This window comes from Burkholderia sp. Bp9090 (assembly GCF_003857985.1).
GTDB lineage: Bacteria > Pseudomonadota > Gammaproteobacteria > Burkholderiales > Burkholderiaceae > Burkholderia.
This window is the reverse complement of sequence record NZ_QTPV01000011.1, coordinates 1-16,872: the sequence shown is the minus strand read 5'-3', so window position 1 is coordinate 16,872 and position 16,872 is coordinate 1. Positions and strand designations below refer to the sequence as shown.

Here is a 16,872-nt window from a genome sequence, read left to right as displayed (position 1 = left end):
GCACCAAGGATAGCAAAAGGGCCGTCGCGATGAACCTCGTCCGAACGGCCAGGTTTTGCGGACCGCGAAATACGATAGACTCGTCGCCAGTCAATACGCCGCCCCGGGCGTCTTCGTCTGTCATTCAGCCCATCGATGCGCTATTCGGTCGAAATCAGAAAGTTTTTCTACAGCCAGTACTTTTTCGGCGGCCTGCGGATCGCGGTCGGCGTATCGCTGCCGGCCGTGCTGTGCCTGATCGTGTTTCACAACCGGGAGCTCGGCTTCACGATCTCGACCGGCGCGCTCGGCGCGTGCGTCGTCGACATGCCGGGCCCGCTGAAGTACAAGCACAACGAAATGCTCGCGTGCAGCGTGATCGGCTTCCTGGCCGCGCTCGCGACCGGCCTCGCCACGCCGAACATCTTTGCGCTGTGGCTGACGATCGTGCCGCTCACGTTCGTGCTGTCGCTGATCGTCGTCTACGGCAACCGCTGGCCGCAGATCAGCTTCGCGACGCTGTTCATGATGGTGATGACGCTCGAGGAGAAGTTCACGCCGCTGCAGGCGTTCATCAATGCCGGCTGGATTCTCGCGGGCGGCCTCTGGTACACGTACTGGGCGACGCTCGTGTCGCAATGGCAGGCGCGCCGGATCGAGCAGCAGGCGCTCGCCGAAAGCCTGTTCGCGTGCGCCGACTACCTGCTCGCGCGCGCGCGGTTCTACGATCTCGACGCCGATCTCGACGAGTGCTACCGCAATCTCGTCGCGAAGCAGATCACCGCGGTCGAAACGCAGGAAACCGCGCGCGACATCGTGTTGCGTAACCTGCCGAAGCTGCGCCGCGGCAAGCTCGATCCCGGCCGCGCGACGATGTACAACCTGTTCATCAACAGCGTCGACCTGCACGAACTGTTCGTTGGCGCACACACCGACTACCCGCTCATACGCAACACGTTCGGCGGCTCCGACCTGATCATTTTCTATCGCGACCTGATCTGCAAGGCGGCCGCCGATCTCGAGGAGATCGGCCTCGCGGTGCTCGAGAACCGCGCGCCGCATTCGCGCATCAGCGTGAAGGCCGAACTGCGCGCGATCGAGTACGAGATCGAGCTGATGCGCAAGAAGAGCTTCCCGGCCACCAACGCGGAAGCCTACGCGGCCGTGCTCGCGACGTTCCGGCGCATCTGGAGCGCGACGCGCCTGATCGACCGGATGCGCCGCAACCTGTCGGGCCATGCCGACCCGCAGCAGACCGAACTGAAGATCGACAAGGCGCTCACGCGCTTCCTGCAGCGGCGCCGGATGTCGCCGCTGCTGATCTTCTCGAACCTGAACATGCGCTCGCCGAGCTTCCGCCACGCGCTGCGCGTGACGATCGCGGTCGCGGTCGGCTTCTGGCTCGGCCGGCTGCTGCCGCTCACGAACGCGTACTGGATCGTGATGACGACCATCATCATCCTGAAGCCCGGCTACTCGCTCACCAAGCAGCGCAACGCCCAGCGTATCGTCGGCACGCTGATCGGCTGCGCGGCGAGCATCGCGCTGATCTACACGGTCAAGGAGCCGCACCTGCTGATCGCGATCATGTTCGGGTCGATGGTGATGAGCTACAGCCTGCTGCTGTTCAACTACGCGGCGAGCGTCGTATTCACGTCGTCTTATGTACTGCTGATGTTCCACCTGCTCGCGCCGGGCAGCATGCGGATCATCGGCGAGCGCGCGATCGACACGGTGGTCGGCTGCATGATCGCGATCGCCGCGAGCCGCCTGTTCCCGTACTGGGAATACCGGCTGATGGGCAAGCTCGTCAGCGACATGCTGACGTCGACCCGCAAGTATTTCGAGGCCGTCTGGCGCGCCGGGCGCGGTGCATCGCCGCCGCCGGTGCCGGCCGCCGACGGCGCGGCGGTCGTGCCGGTCGTCGCCGCGGCGATCGAGACACCGGCCGCCACCCTCGACGACGACTACCGCTACCGCCTTGCGCGCAAGGACGTGCACATCGCGTTCGCGAACCTCGGCCAGGCGTTCCAGCGGATGATGATCGAGCCGAAGGCGCACCAGCGCTTCGTGCCCGAACTGAACGACCTGCTCGTGCAGACGCACGTGCTCGGCGCGCAGATCACCGCCGCCGCACCGCTGATCCGAAGCGCATGCGCGGCCGACGCGCACCTCGTCCACGACGATGCGCTGCGCCGCGGCCTGTCCGCCGTGCTCGAGAATCTCGAGAAGGCGGAAGCCGGCGAGCCGCCGCCGGCCGACCAGCTCGACGCGACGAAGCAGATCACGCGCGAGCTCGACGCGATGGTCGTGTCCGCGGAAAAATCCGACGCGGTGGGCGCCGAGCTCACGCACGACCTGAAGGTGCTCGCGCACCAGTGCAAGCAGATGCTCGCGTCGTCGCTGCTGATCCGCAAGGACGCAAGCGTCATTCGCCTGCCCGCATGACGGCATGAAGTTGTCCCGCCGCCGGCCGCCCGCGCATGCAGGCCGGCCGGCGGCGCGCCCCGCTCCCGCAATCCCCTTCCGACGCATGCCCCGCCCGCCCCGCACGCCCCACAGGGCCCGCGCGCCCGCCGCGCGATGGTCCCACGCCCGATTCCGCCGGTTGCGCCAGTCAGGGAATACCCGATTCCGGTCACATGGCCCGGCTTGTTATCATTCGTTCACATTTAAGTTGTATAGACAACTTGAGCCATCGGGACCGGTCCCGCTTGCCCGGTCCGTCGCATAAAACGATATCGGAGACTCGATGAAAAACTTGCAGCGCCACCTGAGCGCGCGGCACATCCGCTTTCTCGCGCTGGGCTCGGCGATCGGCACCGGCCTGTTCTACGGCTCGGCGTCCGCGATCCAGCTCGCGGGCCCGGCGGTGATCCTGGCCTATATCCTGGGCGGCGCGGCCGTCTACATGGTGATGCGCGCGCTCGGCGAGATGGCCGTGCGCGAGCCCGTCGCGGGCTCGTTCGGCCACTACGCGACGGAAAACCTCGGGCCGTTCGCGGGCTTCGTCACCGGCTGGACCTACACGCTCGAAATGGTGATCGTCGCGATCGCCGACATCACCGCGTTCGGCATCTACATGGGCTTCTGGTTTCCGGATGTCCCGCAATGGATCTGGGTGCTCGGCGTCGTCGCGGTCATCTGCGGGCTGAACCTGTGCCACGTGAAGGTGTTCGGCGAGCTCGAATTCTGGCTGTCGATCATCAAGGTCGGCGCGATCGTCGCGATGATCGGCGGCGGCGTCGCGATCCTGCTGAGCGGCATGCATTTCGGCCATTCGGCCGACGTGCCGACATTCGCGAACCTGTGGAACCACGGCGGCTTCTTCCCGAACGGGATCGGCGGGTTGATCGCGTCGCTGTCGGTCGTGATCTTCGCGTACGGCGGCATCGAGGTGATCGGGATGAGCGCCGGCGAGGCGAAGGACCCGGAGCGCGTGATTCCGCGCGCGATCAACGCGGTGCCCGCGCGCATCCTGCTGTTCTACGTGCTGACGATGGTCGTGCTGATGTCGATCAGCCCGTGGACCGGCGTCGGCAGCGACGGCAGCCCGTTCGTGCAGATCTTCTCGGCGCTCGGCGTGAAGTCGGCCGCGACGATCCTCAACCTCGTGGTGATCAGCGCGGCGATCTCGGCGATCAACAGCGACATCTTCGGCGCGGGCCGGATGATGTTCGGGATGGCGCGGCAGGGCCAGGCGCCGCGCGTGCTGATGACGACGTCGCGGCACGGCGTGCCGTGGGTCACGGTGCTCGTGATGGCCGGCGCGCTGCTGGTCGGCGTGCTGCTCAACTACCTGATGCCGAAGGACGTGTTCCTGGTGGTCGCGGCGATCGCGACGTTCGCGACCGTGTGGGTGTGGCTGATGATCCTGCTGTCGCAGGTCGCGATGCGCCGTCGCCTGTCGAGCGCGGAAGTCGCGGCGCTGAAGTTCAAGGTGCCGCTGTGGCCCGTCGCGCCCGCGCTGACGATCGCGTTCATGGGCTTCGTGATCGTGATGCTCGGCTGGTTCGAGGATACGCGTGTCGCGCTCTACGTCGGCGCGGCATGGCTCGCGCTGCTCGCGGCCGTGTTCTACGCTCGGATCCGCCCGAAGTTTGCGCCTGCGTCACGATGACGCACGCCTGATCCTTGCATGCGGCGCGCCGGCTTCGGCGCCCGCGTCTCTCCCGGCACGGCGCGATGCCTCGCGCATCGCCCGCCGCGGCTTCCACCCTTCCCGCCGTTTCCGCGCATCGCCGGCTGCCCGACCGGGCCACGAAGCGATCATCCGCATCCGCATCCGCATCCGCGTTGGCGTCGGCGTCGGCGTCGGCGTCGGCGTCAGTGCGACGCGGCGCTCGCGGCCTCGGCCGGATGGGCCTCGTCGTACGCACGCTTCTGCGAGATCGCGTTGTACAGGATCGTCCCGATCACGAACAGCACGACCACGACGATCAGGATGCTCACGTTGCGGACAGGGTTCTTCTTGCGCTGATCGTTCATGGTCGGTGCGGCTCCGTCGAATTCGTTGAAGCGGGCATTCTACGCGCTTGCGCCCGTGCCGCGACGCCCCGTCGCCGTGCCCCTCCCCGTTCCTTCCGCAGCACTTTCCATCACCTTTCATTTGATAATCATTCCCATTTCGATCTAGAATCCGAAATCTTTCGCTTTGTAATGTTCCGGGTCGCTCGGGCGGCAGGCTCGCCCCGGAACGCTTCCTCGTCCGCCTGCCTCATTGGAGTCTCCATGTCGAATCCGCGCACATGCCTGCTGCCGCTCGCCGGCGCCCTCGCCCTTGCCGCCGCCACATTCGCGCCGCTGGCCCACGCGGCCGAGGAAGTGAGCCTGTACACCACCCGCGAACCGAAGCTGATCCAGCCGCTGATCGACGCGTTCACGAAACAGAGCGGCGTCAAGGTCAATACGGTGTTCGTGAAGGACGGCCTGCTCGAGCGCGTGAAGGCGGAAGGCACGCAATCGCCGGCGGACGTGCTGATGACGGTCGACATCGGCAACCTGCTCGATCTCGTCGACGGCGGGCTCGCGCAGCCGGTGCGCTCGAAGGTGCTCGACGACGCGATCCCCGCGAACCTGCGCGGCGCGCAGGGCGACTGGTACGCGCTGTCGCTGCGCGATCGCGTGCTGTACGTGGAGAAGGACCTGAAGGTCGACGCGTTCCGCTACGAGGATCTCGCCGATCCGAAATGGAAGGGCAAGGTCTGCATCCGCTCGGGGCAGCATCCGTACAACACGGCACTCGTCGCGGCGATGATCGCGCACGACGGCGAAGCCGCGACCGAAAAGTGGCTGCGCGGCGTGAAGGCGAACCTCGCTCGCAAGGCGACGGGCGGCGACCGCGACGTCGCGCGCGACATTCTCGGCGGCATCTGCGACGTCGGCCTCGCGAACGCGTACTACGTCGGTCACATGAAGAACGCGGAAGCCGGCAGCGACGCGCGCAAGTGGGGCGACGCGATCAAGGTCGTGCGGCCGACGTTCGCGAACGCGAAGAGCGGCGGCACGCACGTCAACATCAGCGGCGCGACGGTCGCGAAGCACGCGCCGCACAAGGCCAACGCGGTGAAGCTGCTCGAGTACCTCGTGTCGCCGGAAGCGCAGGCGCTGTATGCGCAGGCGAACTACGAATACCCGGTGCGCGCGAACGTGAAGCTCGACCCGGTGATCGCGAGCTTCGGCACGCTGAAGGTCGACCCGCTGCCGCTGGCCGACATCGCGAAGCACCGCAAGGCGGCCAGCCAGCTCGTCGACAAGGTCGGCTTTGACAACTGATGCAGCGTTCGTCCGCGCGCGCCGCCGGCCGCTCGGTTCGCGCGCGGGCAGCCTCTGGCTGGGCGCGGCCGTCGCGATCGCCGCGGTGGTCGCCGCGCCGCTCGCGGTGCTGGTCGCCGCCGCGCTCGGCGCCGATCTCGCGCACTGGCAGCACCTCGCCGAATTCGTGCTGCCGCAGGCGCTCGTCAATACGCTGCTGCTGCTCGCGGGCGTCGGCGCGATTGTCACGGTCGTCGGCACCGGCTGCGCGTGGCTCGTCACCGCGTACGATTTTCCGGGCCGCCGGATGCTGACCTGGGCGCTGCTGCTGCCGCTCGCGGTGCCCACCTACATCGTCGCGTTCGCGTATCTCGACCTGCTCCACCCGATCGGCCCCGTGCAGGGCGCGATCCGCTGGCTGCTCGGCTTCGACAGCCCGCGCCAGTTCCGCCTGCCCGACCTGCGCTCGCTGCCCGGCGCGATCTTCGTGCTCGGCTTCGTGCTGTATCCGTATGTGTACCTGAGCACGCGCGCGATGTTCGTCACGCAGTCCGCGAGCCTGCTCGAAGCCGCGCGCACGCTCGGCGCCGGACGCATCGCGACGTTCTGGCGCGTCGTCGTCCCGCTCGCGCGGCCCGCGATCGCGGTCGGCGTGAGCCTCGCGCTGCTCGAAACGCTGAACGACATCGGCGCATCGGAATTCCTCGGCGTGCAGACGCTGACCGTATCGGTCTACACCACGTGGATCACGCGCTCCGATCTCGCGGGCGCCGCGCAGATCGCGCTCGCGATGCTCGCGATCGTGGTCGGCATGATCGTGCTCGAACGCCGCGGACGCCGCCGCCAGCGCTACGCGCACGGCCGCGGCATGCGTCAGCTCGCACCGCGCAAGCTGACGGGCGCGGCCGCGTGGAGCGCCGCCGCGCTCGGCTGGCTGCCGGTGCTGCTCGGCTTCGGCGCGCCGGCCGCGTACCTCGCGGTCGAGACCGGCAAGCGGCTGCATCTCGTCGGCGGCGTATCCGCGCAGTTGCTGACCGGGCTTGCGAATACGCTGACGATCGCCGCCGCCGCAACGGTCACGACGCTCGCATGCGGGCTGGTCGTCGCGTGGGCGGCGCGCGCGCAGCGCGACAGCGCGCGCGCGGGCCCGGCCCGCGTGTGCGCGCGAATCGCGAGCCTCGGCTACGCGGTGCCGGGCACCGTGCTCGCGATCGGCCTGCTGATCCCGTTCGCGGCCGCCGACCGGCTGCTGAGCGCCGCGCTCGGCCGCGACGGGCTGCTGCTGATGGGGTCGGCGGCCGCGCTCGTGATCGCGTACACCGTGCGCTTTCTCGCGATCTCGGCCGGCAGCATCGAAGCCGGCCTCGCGCGCATTCCGCCGTCGCTCGAACAGGCCGCGCGCTCGCTCGGCGAGACGGCCGGCGGCACGCTGCGCCGCGTGCACCTGCCGCTGCTGCGGCCCGCGCTCACGACGAGCGCGCTGCTCGTGTTCGTCGATGCGATGAAGGAGCTGCCGGCGACGCTGCTGCTGCGTCCGCTGAATTTCGACACGCTCGCGACCTGGCTGTATGCGGAAGCCGCGCGCGGCACCTACGAGGAAGGCGCGGTCGCCGCGCTCGCGATCGTGCTGGCCGGGCTCGTGCCCGTGATCCTGCTCGCGCGCACCCGTCACAAGATCGGAGCCTGACACCGTGAACCTGCTCGAACTCGACGACCTCTGCGTCGCCTACGATACGCCGCACGGCCGCCGCACGGTGGTCGACGGGCTGAGCCTCGCGCTGCCGCGCGGCGACATCGGCTGCCTGCTCGGCGCATCGGGCTGCGGCAAGACCACCGTGCTGCGCGCGATCGCGGGCTTCGAGCCCGTGCGCATGGGACGCATCGTGCTGGACGGCACGCCCGTCTCGGCGCCGTCGCTCGACGTGCCGCCCGAGCGGCGGCGCATCGGCATGATGTTCCAGGACTATGCGCTGTTCCCGCACCTGAGCGCGGCCGACAACGTCGCGTTCGGCCTGCGGCGCATGCCGAAGGCCGAGCGGCGCGCCCGCGTCGCGGACCTGCTCGAACTCGTCGGCCTCGCCGCGTCAGGCAGCGCGTATCCGCACGAACTGTCGGGCGGCCAGCAGCAGCGCGTCGCCCTCGCCCGCGCGCTCGCGCCGTCGCCGGAGCTGCTGCTGCTCGACGAGCCGTTCTCGAATCTCGACGTCGATACGCGCGAGCGGCTCGCGTTCGAGCTGCGCGACATCCTCAAGCGCACGGGTCACACCGCGATCCTCGTCACGCACAACCAGGCTGAAGCGTTCGCGATCGCCGACCGGATCGGCGTGATGAAGGACGGCCGGCTCGCGCAATGGGACACGCCGTACGCGCTGCATCACCATCCGGCCAGCCCGTTCGTCGCGGAGTTCGTGCGCCGCGACGCGCTGGCGGACGAACGTGCACGCGCCATGTCGCGCGGCCGCTGAGCGGGCCATTACGACGACGTCGGGCCACGGCGGCGGGAACACGCAACCCACCCGCACCGACGCGATGCGCCGCGACGCGTTGCCGTTCCGCGCGCTACGCCGGCTCGGCCAGATCGCGCACCGGCAGCGCGGTCGAATACTTGATCTGCTCCATCGCGAACGACGAGCTCACGTCGAACAGCGGCACCGCGCGGATCAGTTGCTTGTACACGCGATCGAAATCGTCGATGCCGGCCACCACGACCCGCAGCAGATAGTCGGTCTCGCCGCTCATCCGGTAGACCTCGACGACTTCCGGCATGTCGCACACGACCTGCGTGAAACGCTGCGCCCACTCCTCGGTGTGCTGGTTCGTGCGGATCGCGACGAACACGGTCGTGCCGACCCCGAGCTTGCGCGGATCGCACAGCGCGACCTGCGCGCGGATCGCGCCGGTTTCCTTGAGCCGCTGCACGCGCTTCCAGCAGGGTGTCTGCGACAGGTTCACGCGCTGCGCGAGTTCCGCGATCGGCAATGTGGCATCTGCCTGCAACAGCTCCAGCAGCTTGCGATCGATGGCATCCATTTACCCAGTCCCTCGTAGATAGAAATTTTTTCTATGCATCCTGCATGACGGGGAACAATATGGAAACCGCTGCGCGGCGTCGACCGGGATAAATACCAATCAGGCTGGGACGGATCCGCGTCGCGCACGGATCGCGTGCACGTCGGTCCATGAATCATCGGCGCCCATACGAAAACGGGCGATTCCACCCGTCGAGATGGAATCGCCCGTGGTCACTGCGGCTGCGCTGCCCGCCGCGCGCCGCTCACGGCGAATGCGGCACTTGCGTGCCGCCTCGCCACGATGCCGCTCAATACGCGACGGTCGCGATCTCCCGCACGAAGCTGTCTTGCTCGAGCGCATCGACGAACGCGACCGCGTAGTCTTCCGCCGAGATCCTGCTGTTGCCCTGCGCGTCCACGATCAGCTTGCCGACGCCCGTGCGGAACGTGCCCGTGCGCTCGCCCGGTGCGATCAGCGCGGCCGGCGCGAAGAACGTCCAGTCGAGGTCGCCCACCGTCTTCAGATAGTCGAGCGCATCGCGGTGCGCGAGCGCGACCGCCTTGTACGCGTCCGGGAAACCTTCGGTGTCGACCAGTTGCTTACCCGGCGCGACCTCGAGCGACCCGGCGCCACCCACCACCACGAGCCGCTTCAGGCCCGCCTGGCGCGTGCTTTCCACCAGCGCCTTCGCCGCGGCGACGACCTTGGCGGGATCGTCCTGTTTCGGGCTGTACGCGCTGGCGACGACGTCGTGGCCCGGCAGCGCGGCCGCGATGCTGGCCGCATCGAACAGGTCGGCCGCCTTCGCGGTGATGCCGTCGGCCGCCGCCCCCGGATGGCGCGACAGCGCGGTCACGCGATGGCCGCGGCGCGCGGCTTCCGCGGCAATGCGCGAGCCGATCATCCCGGTGGCGCCAAACAGTGCGATGTTCAAGGAACGTTGCGTCATGTCGATTCTCCAGAAATAAATAAGTAACTACAGCAATTACATATAAGACCGAAAAAAAACGGAGCCGCACTCCGTCGTGCCGGGCGCCACGCAATGCGCGCCATCCGGCCTCCTGCCCTGCCTCATCCGCTGCCTGCGCTCAGCCGCTCGCGTTCCCCGCCGGCCGGCCGCGCTGCTCCGATGCGAGCACGTCGGCCGTGACGTCCGCGAGCGTGCGCGTGGCAAGCGATGCTTCCATCGCGCGCTGCGCGTCGCCGATATAGTCGATCAGCACGCCCTGGATGTGCCGCCCGACGAGACACGCGGGATTCGGCGCCTCGCGGTGCAGCGCGAACAGCTGCGCGTCGTCGACCGCGCGATACACGTCGAGCAGCGTGATCTCGCCCGGCTCGCGCGCCAGCAGCGCTCCGCCGCCCGCGCCGAGCTGCGACGTGGTCAGCCCCGCGGCCGCCAGCATCGACAACAGGCGGCGAATCAGCGCCGGATTCGTGTTCACGCTGCCCGCGATGATGTCGGACGACAGCGGCGCGCCTTCCTGCATCGACAGCAAGGCGAGCACGTGAACGGCAAACGCGAACCGGCTGCTGGTATTCATTCCTCACTCACTCGGCGACGCCGGCCCGAACGGCAGCCGGCGACAATGTGTAACCACTATAATTACATTTCGCGAATTGCGCAAGGCCCGCTACTCGCCGCTGGCCGGCTTCGCACCCGACGCGTTCTGCTGACTCCACTGCTGAAGCTTCTTGCCGGCCTCCGCGATCTTCGCGCCGGCTTCCGATGCCGCGTGCGCGACGACCGCGGAAGCGGCCGCATCGATCTGCGCCTGCGCGGCGGACGCGAGGCCGCTCGCGGACAGCGGCGGCACGGCCGATGCCGCGCTCGCGATGCCGGCCTTCGCGGCGTTGATCTGCTGGTTGACGGTGCTCGCCACCTGGTCGAGCGCCTTGGCCGCGTTGTTTGCGGCATCGGCGGCCGCGCTCGCGGCCGTATCGGGTTGCGTGGCCGGCGTGCCGGACTTCTCGCAGCCTGCGAGCAACAATACCGCGCCGACGGCCGCGGCCGCCAGCACGGACCCGGGCATGCGACGCGCCCGCGAAGTCTTCATCTTCATCAGCAATCTCCGGCCGTGCGCCGCACGGCCTGCAGGGTTGGACCGGTGTCGATGATACCGCCTGTGGAACAGCGCCAATGCCGACTCCCGATTAAAAATGCCTTTCAATTTCGGACTTGTCTGATTCAATCGCACGCGCGCCAGCACTAAAGTGAGCAGGCTTCCATCCGCTCCACCCGCTTTCCGCTTTCTTCATGGCTTTCCTCATCGACTGGTTCATCACGCTGGCCGCCGTGCTCGCCACCACCCTGTTCCTGTGCCTTCGCTCACCCTCCGCGGCACGCCTGCGTGACGCCGGGCGCCCGCGCCGCCTCGCCTGCGCCCGGCTGCTCGTGCAGGCGGTGATCGGCTTCTGGACGGCGGCGCTGATCGTGCTGCAAGGCATCCTCGGCCCCGCCGGCGACGACCAGTCGTACGCGGGCCTCGCCGCGCTTTCGTTCGCGGCGCTCGGGCTCTCGGCCGTCGCCGCCTACTGGTCCGCGAGCGCGTGGCGGCTGCGGCGCCCGCGCGCGCTGTTCGCGCGCCGCTGACGCGCCAGACCGGTGCATCGCGGCGCACCACGCCGCACCGCGGCGCGCATCGCACGCACCAGTTGCGCACGATTCGCACCACACACGTGCATGCCCCGCCGCATTCGCGCCGCACGCGGCCTGCCCGCCACCGTGCAGGCATCACCGGAATGCCGCACCGAACGGCGCTTCGCACCAATTGCACGCAACCGTTCACCAAGTTGGCTCGATACTTGCGTTCCTCGCCCGTTTTTTGCGCAAGGAAGCCACGGCATGGATGGTCTGAAATCCGGCGTCGATACACTGTTCCTGTTGATCGGCGCCGTCATGGTGCTCGCGATGCACGCGGGCTTCGCATTTCTCGAGCTCGGCACGGTCCGCAAGAAGAACCAGGTGAACGCGCTCGTGAAGATCCTGGTCGACTTCTCGGTGTCGACGCTCGCGTACTTCTTCATCGGCTATACGATCGCGTACGGCGTCGAGTTCTTCGACGACATCGGCACGCTGTCGCAGCACAACGGCTACGCGCTCGTGCGCTTCTTCTTCCTGCTGACGTTCGCGGCGGCCATCCCCGCGATCGTGTCCGGCGGCATCGCGGAGCGCGCGAAATTCAATCCGCAGCTCGTCGCGACGCTGATCATCGTCGGCTTCATCTATCCGTTCTTCGAAGGGATTGCATGGAACGAGCGCTTCGGCGTGCAAGCCTCGCTCACGCATGCATTCGGCGCGCCGTTCCACGATTTCGCGGGCTCGGTCGTCGTGCACGCATTCGGCGGCTGGGTCGCGCTGCCGGCCGTGCTGCTGCTCGGCGCCCGCCACGGCCGCTATGCGAAGGACGGCCGGATCGCCGCGCATCCGCCGTCGAACATCCCGTTCCTCGCGCTCGGCGCGTGGGTGCTCGCGGTCGGCTGGTTCGGCTTCAACGTGATGAGCGCGCAGACGCTCGACAAGATCAGCGGCCTCGTCGCCGTGAACTCGCTGATGGCGATGATCGGCGGCACGCTCGCCGCGTGGATGGCCGGCCGCAACGATCCGGGCTTCACGTACAACGGCCCGCTTGCGGGCCTCGTCGCCGTCTGCGCGGGCTCCGACGTGATGCACCCGATCGGTGCGCTCGTCACGGGTGCCGCGGCCGGCGCACTGTTCGTCGCGATGTTCACCTGCGTGCAGAACAAGTGGCGCATCGACGACGTGCTCGGCGTGTGGCCGCTGCACGGCATGTGCGGCGCGCTCGGCGGCATCGCGGCCGGCGTGTTCGGGCAACCCGCGCTCGGCGGCCTCGGCGGCGTGTCGTTCGTGTCGCAGTTGATCGGCACGCTCGGCGGCATTGCGATCGCCAGCGCGGGCGGCACGCTCGTGTACGGCGCGCTGAAGGCGACCGTCGGGCTGCGCCTCGATCGCGAAGCCGAATTCGACGGTGCCGACCTGTCGATCCACCGCATCTCGGCGACGCCCGAGCGCGACTGAGCGCAAACGCTTGCGACCGGCGTCCGGCAGCCCGCCTGACGGACGCCCGACATATCATTACGTTTTCTATTCAAAAAACTTTCATCTAGCGTCCCTACACTTCTGTCCAGTTTTCAACTTGCCTTCGCCTTGCTTGCTGATCGCCTGCTTCGCGGAAGGCCATTCTTCCAATATCTAAAACTGGACTCCACATGCCCGCGTTGCCCAATGCTTCCCGTCGTCAGGCCCTGAAGATCCTCGCCGGCGCGCCCATGCTGCCCCTCTCCGGCCTCGCGCTGCCGGCCTTGCTGACCGGCTGCGGCGGCGACGACAATCCGGTGGCGGCGACGCCGGCCGCCGCGTACACGTCGGCGGCGTTCTCGGCGATGGCCGCACCCACGCTCGACAACGCGGCCGCGATGGCCACGACGACGGTCGGCTCGACGCTGTCGGTGTCGTTCTCGGACGGCTCGTCGCGCAACTTCAAGCTCGCGTACCGGCCGTTCTTCGTGACGGGCGACATGGTGCCGGACGGCAAGGGCGGCACGACCCTCGCGGGCGGCTATTACGACATCAACAACCAGCCGATCATCGACCGCTCGGTGGCGGGCAAGGAGCGCCAGTTCTACTCGGACTGCCCGGACGGCAGCTCGCTGCTGACGCTGAAGAACGCCAGCGTCGCCGGCGTGAAGGGCAACACGGTCTTCGCGGTCGTGCAGTTCGAATACACGACGCGCGACCAGGCAAGCGCGTCGCAGTACGGCCAGCTGCCGTCGCCGATCGCGGTGATCACGCTCGACCAGGATCCGTCCAGCGGCGCACTGAAGGTCGTCAAGTATCACAACGTCGACACGTCGAAGGCGCACGGCCTGTGGATCACGTGCGGCGCGAGCCTGTCGCCGTGGGGCACGCACCTGTCGAGCGAGGAATACGAGCCGGATGCGACGAAGGCCGCGACCGACGCGCAGTTCAAGGCATTCAGCCGGAACACGTTCGGCGACGAGACGAAGGCGAACCCCTACCACTACGGCCACCTGCCCGAGATCACGGTGAATCCGGACGGCACCGGCACGGTGAAGAAGCACTACTGCCTCGGCCGCATCTCGCACGAGCTGATCCAGGTGATGCCGGACCAGCGCACCGTGATGATGGGTGACGACGCCACCAACGGCGGCCTGTTCATGTTCGTCGCCGACAAGGCGGCCGACCTGTCGGCCGGCACGCTGTACGTCGCGAAGTGGACGCAGACGTCGTCCGCCGGCGCGGGCAGCGCGACGCTCACGTGGATCAAAATCGGACACGCGACGAGCAGCGAGATCGAGACGCTCGCGAACACGCTGAAGACGTCGGACATCATGGACCTGACGACGACCGACCCGAACGACGCGAGCTACACGAAGATCCACTTCGGCGGCAAGTTCAACTGGATGCGCGTGAAGCCCGGGATGGAAAAGGCGGCCGCGTTCCTCGAGACGCACCGCTACGCGGCGCTGATCGGCGGCAGCATGGCGTTCACGAAGCTCGAAGGCACGACGGTCAACGCGAAGGACAAGATCGTCTACACGGCGATGTCGCGGATCGAGACGTCGATGGTCAGCGGCAATGCGGTGTCGCGCGACGTCGCGGTGGACAAGAAGATCGCCGCGGGCGCCGTCTACGCGCTGAACCTGAAGGCCGGCCAGCGCGACAAGTCGGGCAACGCGATCGACAGCGAGTGGGTGCCGGTCGACATGAGCGCGCCGGCCGCGCTCGTCGGCGAGGACCTCGCCGCGGCCGATGCGCTCGGCAACCTCGCGAACCCGGACAAGATCGCGAACCCCGACAACCTGAAGTTCTCCGAAAAGCTGCGCACGCTGTTCATCGGCGAAGACTCGGGCATGCACGTGAACAACTTCCTGTGGGCGTACAACGTCGACACGAAATCGCTCGCGCGCGTGCTGTCGTGCCCGGCCGGCGCCGAATCGACGGGCCTGCACGCGGTCGACGAGATCAACGGCTGGACCTACGTGATGAGCAACTTCCAGCACGTGGGCGACTGGGAGACGCCGCTGCACGACAAGGTCAAGGCGACGCTCGACCCGCTCGTGCGCGCGAACTACAAGGACCGCTTCGGTGCCAGCGTCGGCTACCTGACCGCCGAGCCGACCAGCATCAAGCTCGCGAAGGCCTGAGCCACCTAACCGGGCGTCCCTGGCCGGGCGCCTCTTTCTTCATCACGTTTCATTCGTCGGCGCTCCACGCCGTTTTACGCGCGATGCCCGTTGCGGGCGTCGCGCTTTTTTGCGTGCGGCCTGTATCGCGTGGTGCCGAATCCGCGTCAACGCAGGCCCGTCGGCACCTGTCCGGGCAGCGAGCCGCCCGGAAAACCGGACAGGCTCGGCGCACTGGCCGGCCGCGCCGGCGCCGCCGGCGACGCTTCGTCAGCCGATGCGGCCATACCCGGTGCGAGGTAAAGAAACTTCCATTGCCGATAGGTTTCGAGGCCCTCGAAGTCCCTGTATCGATCCGGGAATCCCGCGCGCTTGATCGGCGCGCCATCCGAGCTGCTGGATACGCCGTAGAACCGGTCGGCCCGCCACAGGAACGACCAGTCGTTCTTGCCGCTGACCGGATCCGGATATGCGCGACGCAGATGATGCATGGGCGTGGCAAAGCGCGTATCGTCCAGCAGGTCGTCGACCGTTTGCGGATATACGCGCCCGACACGGTAGTACGCGACGATGGCCCTGCGGTACTGATCGCCGACGAACAGCAGTTGCCGCTCCTGTTCGCGGCGCCGCTGCAGCGACCAGACGTCCAGCGCGCCGGCCAGCGCAATCGACATCAGCATCAGCGCGATCAGCAGCGCGAGCAGCACGAGCCCGCGCTGCCGCCCGCCGCGCAGGCGGGCATGCATCGCACGCGCGCGCGCGGCCCGGCCGGACCGGCTCATTTCACCGCTCCGGCCACGCCCGCCGTTGCCGCCGTTCCCGCCACGCCCGGCGGCGCGCCTTGCACACCGCTCGCGGGCCCCACATCGTAGACGCCCGGCTTGGTCTCGTCCGGCGATGCGATCGTCGCCCATTTGTCGTCGCCGTTCACCGGATCGACCGGAACCGCCCGCAAGTAGTGCTTCGCGACCAGTTCGTCGAGCGTGTCGGGGTATTGCCCGTTGTCACCGTAATACTGGTCGATCGCATTGCGCATCACCGCGAGGTTCTGCCGCCGCACCTGTTCCTTCCCGCGCTCGATGCTGTGCATGTAGCGCGGCACGGCCAAGGTCAGAAGCAGCCCGATGATGGCCATCACGACCACGATTTCGATCAGCGTAAAGCCGCGGATCCTGCGCATGCGAGCGGGTTTCATGATGAACCGTCACCATTGTTTGTACGGAATGCCGTTGATGCCGACACGAGCGGATTTCGAGGTCACGTCGAACACGTCCTTGCCGGGCTCCATGGCGGCAGGAGCCGCGTCGGCCGACGGGTCCGGCGGCGTGCCGTACGCGCGCACATCCCAGGTGTCCTCGGCCGGCGTATCGGGATCGCCGGCGAAGAACGGATCGCGCGGCACGCGGCGCAGGAACGTCATCATGCCGCCCTTCGGGTCGCGGACGTTCTTCACGCCCGTCACGAGCACGGCCAGCGACGGCGGATAGCCGGACGCTTCTGCCTCCTTTTCGATCTGCCCCGCATCGCTCGCATCCTTGTACGCATCGAGCGCCGTGCGAATCTCGCGCAACGCGGCACTCAGTTCCTGCTCCTTCTGGCGCTGCACGATCAGTTCGGAGAACGGCATGATCGCGAGCGCGAGGATCGACACGAGCGCGAGCGTGACGACCATCTCGATCAACGTGAAGCCGCGCCGGCCGACGCGGCCAATGCGAGGCGCTGCGCGGCGGGCGTTCACGGCTCACTTCCCGATCGGGCGAAGCGGGTTTTCGTTCGGGATATCGCCCGCCGGCATCTGCAGCGTCGGAGCGGGCGACGCCGGCGCGGCGGCCGGCGCATTGGCCGCCGCGGCCGCCTGCTCGGCCGGTGCCGGCGACGCAACCGGCGTCACGGTGGTGCCCGGCGCGGGCGCCACTTCATTGCCCGCCGGCGCGGCCGCCTGCGCCGCGCCGCCAGCCG

16 protein-coding genes and 1 pseudogene are annotated in these 16,872 nt (G+C 68.0%); 8 read left to right on the top strand and 9 right to left on the bottom strand.

The annotated features are described in order from the left end of the window. Positions 1–135 precede the first annotated feature (135 nt). Positions 136–2,427 carry an FUSC family membrane protein gene (locus tag DIE16_RS12935; protein WP_124892376.1) on the top strand — a complete coding sequence of 764 codons (2,292 nt, stop codon included), beginning with the start codon at positions 136–138 and terminating at the stop codon, positions 2,425–2,427. A 304-nt stretch (positions 2,428–2,731) separates the two neighbouring features. After that, a complete protein-coding gene (locus DIE16_RS12930; RefSeq protein ID WP_124571816.1) occupies positions 2,732–4,099 on the top strand; it encodes an amino acid permease in 1,368 nt (455 codons plus the stop codon). 206 nt (positions 4,100–4,305) lie between these two features. Here DIE16_RS12930 and DIE16_RS12925 read toward each other — a convergent pair whose 3' ends face one another. After that, positions 4,306–4,467: a hypothetical protein gene (locus DIE16_RS12925; protein WP_124487525.1), complete on the bottom strand. Its 162-nt coding sequence runs from the start codon at positions 4,465–4,467 to the stop codon at positions 4,306–4,308. 243 nt (positions 4,468–4,710) lie between these two features. On the opposite strand from DIE16_RS12925, the gene DIE16_RS12920 reads away from it, so the two are divergent. From DIE16_RS12920 to DIE16_RS12910, 3 genes are read left to right on the top strand one after another with little or no spacing between them, the layout of a single operon-like run. After that, positions 4,711–5,754: a Fe(3+) ABC transporter substrate-binding protein gene (locus DIE16_RS12920; protein WP_124523876.1), complete on the top strand. Its 1,044-nt coding sequence runs from the start codon at positions 4,711–4,713 to the stop codon at positions 5,752–5,754. Then, positions 5,744–7,420 carry an iron ABC transporter permease gene (locus DIE16_RS12915; RefSeq protein ID WP_124892375.1) on the top strand — a complete coding sequence of 559 codons (1,677 nt, stop codon included), beginning with the start codon at positions 5,744–5,746 and terminating at the stop codon, positions 7,418–7,420. Before DIE16_RS12920 ends, DIE16_RS12915 begins: the two co-directional genes overlap by 11 nt. Before the next feature lie 4 nt (positions 7,421–7,424). Beyond that, positions 7,425–8,198, top strand: coding sequence for an ABC transporter ATP-binding protein (locus DIE16_RS12910; protein ID WP_124892374.1), 774 nt, complete (start codon positions 7,425–7,427; stop codon positions 8,196–8,198). 94 nt (positions 8,199–8,292) lie between these two features. Here the strand turns inward: DIE16_RS12910 and DIE16_RS12905 are convergent, their stop codons facing one another. From DIE16_RS12905 to DIE16_RS12890, 4 genes are all read right to left on the bottom strand, one after another. Beyond that, entirely contained in the window at positions 8,293–8,763 is a 471-nt protein-coding gene (locus DIE16_RS12905) for an Lrp/AsnC family transcriptional regulator (RefSeq protein ID WP_044848024.1), read from the bottom strand. Positions 8,764–9,052: 289 nt separating this feature from the next. Next, on the bottom strand, positions 9,053–9,694 hold the full coding sequence (locus DIE16_RS12900; protein WP_124571819.1) for an NAD(P)-dependent oxidoreductase: 642 nt from the start codon (positions 9,692–9,694) through the stop codon (positions 9,053–9,055). A gap of 139 nt (positions 9,695–9,833) precedes the next feature. Then, complete coding sequence (locus DIE16_RS12895; protein WP_124487520.1) at positions 9,834–10,289, bottom strand: Rrf2 family transcriptional regulator; 456 nt, start codon at positions 10,287–10,289, stop codon at positions 9,834–9,836. A gap of 90 nt (positions 10,290–10,379) precedes the next feature. Further along, positions 10,380–10,808: a hypothetical protein gene (locus DIE16_RS12890; RefSeq protein WP_124487519.1), complete on the bottom strand. Its 429-nt coding sequence runs from the start codon at positions 10,806–10,808 to the stop codon at positions 10,380–10,382. Between the two features lie 194 nt (positions 10,809–11,002). Here DIE16_RS12890 and DIE16_RS12885 point away from each other — a divergent pair, with 194 nt between their 5' ends. The 3 genes from DIE16_RS12885 to DIE16_RS12875 all read left to right on the top strand — a co-directional run bounded on the left by DIE16_RS12885 (position 11,003) and on the right by DIE16_RS12875 (position 14,934). Continuing rightward, positions 11,003–11,338, top strand: coding sequence for a hypothetical protein (locus DIE16_RS12885; protein WP_124892373.1), 336 nt, complete (start codon positions 11,003–11,005; stop codon positions 11,336–11,338). Between the two features lie 252 nt (positions 11,339–11,590). Beyond that, positions 11,591–12,784: an ammonium transporter gene (locus DIE16_RS12880; protein WP_124892372.1), complete on the top strand. Its 1,194-nt coding sequence runs from the start codon at positions 11,591–11,593 to the stop codon at positions 12,782–12,784. A 191-nt stretch (positions 12,785–12,975) separates the two neighbouring features. Next, on the top strand, positions 12,976–14,934 hold the full coding sequence (locus tag DIE16_RS12875; RefSeq protein ID WP_124892371.1) for a PhoX family phosphatase: 1,959 nt from the start codon (positions 12,976–12,978) through the stop codon (positions 14,932–14,934). Positions 14,935–15,080: 146 nt separating this feature from the next. Here DIE16_RS12875 and DIE16_RS12870 read toward each other — a convergent pair whose 3' ends face one another. From DIE16_RS12870 to DIE16_RS36580, 4 genes and pseudogenes are all read right to left on the bottom strand, one after another. After that, positions 15,081–15,695, bottom strand: coding sequence for a type II secretion system protein (locus DIE16_RS12870; protein WP_082088716.1), 615 nt, complete (start codon positions 15,693–15,695; stop codon positions 15,081–15,083). After that, positions 15,692–16,108: a type IV pilin protein gene (locus tag DIE16_RS12865; RefSeq protein ID WP_124892370.1), complete on the bottom strand. Its 417-nt coding sequence runs from the start codon at positions 16,106–16,108 to the stop codon at positions 15,692–15,694. The genes DIE16_RS12870 and DIE16_RS12865 overlap by 4 nt, the downstream gene beginning before the upstream one ends. Before the next feature lie 9 nt (positions 16,109–16,117). Next, positions 16,118–16,651, bottom strand: coding sequence for a type II secretion system protein (locus DIE16_RS12860; RefSeq protein ID WP_124892369.1), 534 nt, complete (start codon positions 16,649–16,651; stop codon positions 16,118–16,120). A 3-nt stretch (positions 16,652–16,654) separates the two neighbouring features. Continuing rightward, positions 16,655–16,872 (bottom strand): annotated as a pseudogene (locus DIE16_RS36580) (type IV pilus secretin PilQ); the annotation flags it as partial.

Excerpts from the sequence above, each read along its gene's own strand:
- DIE16_RS12935 (WP_124892376.1), top strand. The coding sequence starts at position 136 with ATGCGCTATTCGGTCGAAATCAGAAAGTTTTTCTACAGCCAGTACTTT.
- DIE16_RS12930 (WP_124571816.1), top strand. The coding sequence starts at position 2,732 with ATGAAAAACTTGCAGCGCCACCTGAGCGCGCGGCACATCCGCTTTCTC.
- DIE16_RS12925 (WP_124487525.1), bottom strand. The coding sequence starts at position 4,467 with ATGAACGATCAGCGCAAGAAGAACCCTGTCCGCAACGTGAGCATCCTG.
- DIE16_RS12920 (WP_124523876.1), top strand. The coding sequence starts at position 4,711 with ATGTCGAATCCGCGCACATGCCTGCTGCCGCTCGCCGGCGCCCTCGCC.
- DIE16_RS12905 (WP_044848024.1), bottom strand. The coding sequence starts at position 8,763 with ATGGATGCCATCGATCGCAAGCTGCTGGAGCTGTTGCAGGCAGATGCC.
- DIE16_RS12900 (WP_124571819.1), bottom strand. The coding sequence starts at position 9,694 with ATGACGCAACGTTCCTTGAACATCGCACTGTTTGGCGCCACCGGGATG.
- DIE16_RS12895 (WP_124487520.1), bottom strand. The coding sequence starts at position 10,289 with ATGAATACCAGCAGCCGGTTCGCGTTTGCCGTTCACGTGCTCGCCTTG.
- DIE16_RS12890 (WP_124487519.1), bottom strand. The coding sequence starts at position 10,808 with ATGAAGATGAAGACTTCGCGGGCGCGTCGCATGCCCGGGTCCGTGCTG.
- DIE16_RS12885 (WP_124892373.1), top strand. The coding sequence starts at position 11,003 with ATGGCTTTCCTCATCGACTGGTTCATCACGCTGGCCGCCGTGCTCGCC.
- DIE16_RS12880 (WP_124892372.1), top strand. The coding sequence starts at position 11,591 with ATGGATGGTCTGAAATCCGGCGTCGATACACTGTTCCTGTTGATCGGC.
- DIE16_RS12875 (WP_124892371.1), top strand. The coding sequence starts at position 12,976 with ATGCCCGCGTTGCCCAATGCTTCCCGTCGTCAGGCCCTGAAGATCCTC.
- DIE16_RS12870 (WP_082088716.1), bottom strand. The coding sequence starts at position 15,695 with ATGAGCCGGTCCGGCCGGGCCGCGCGCGCGCGTGCGATGCATGCCCGC.
- DIE16_RS12865 (WP_124892370.1), bottom strand. The coding sequence starts at position 16,108 with ATGAAACCCGCTCGCATGCGCAGGATCCGCGGCTTTACGCTGATCGAA.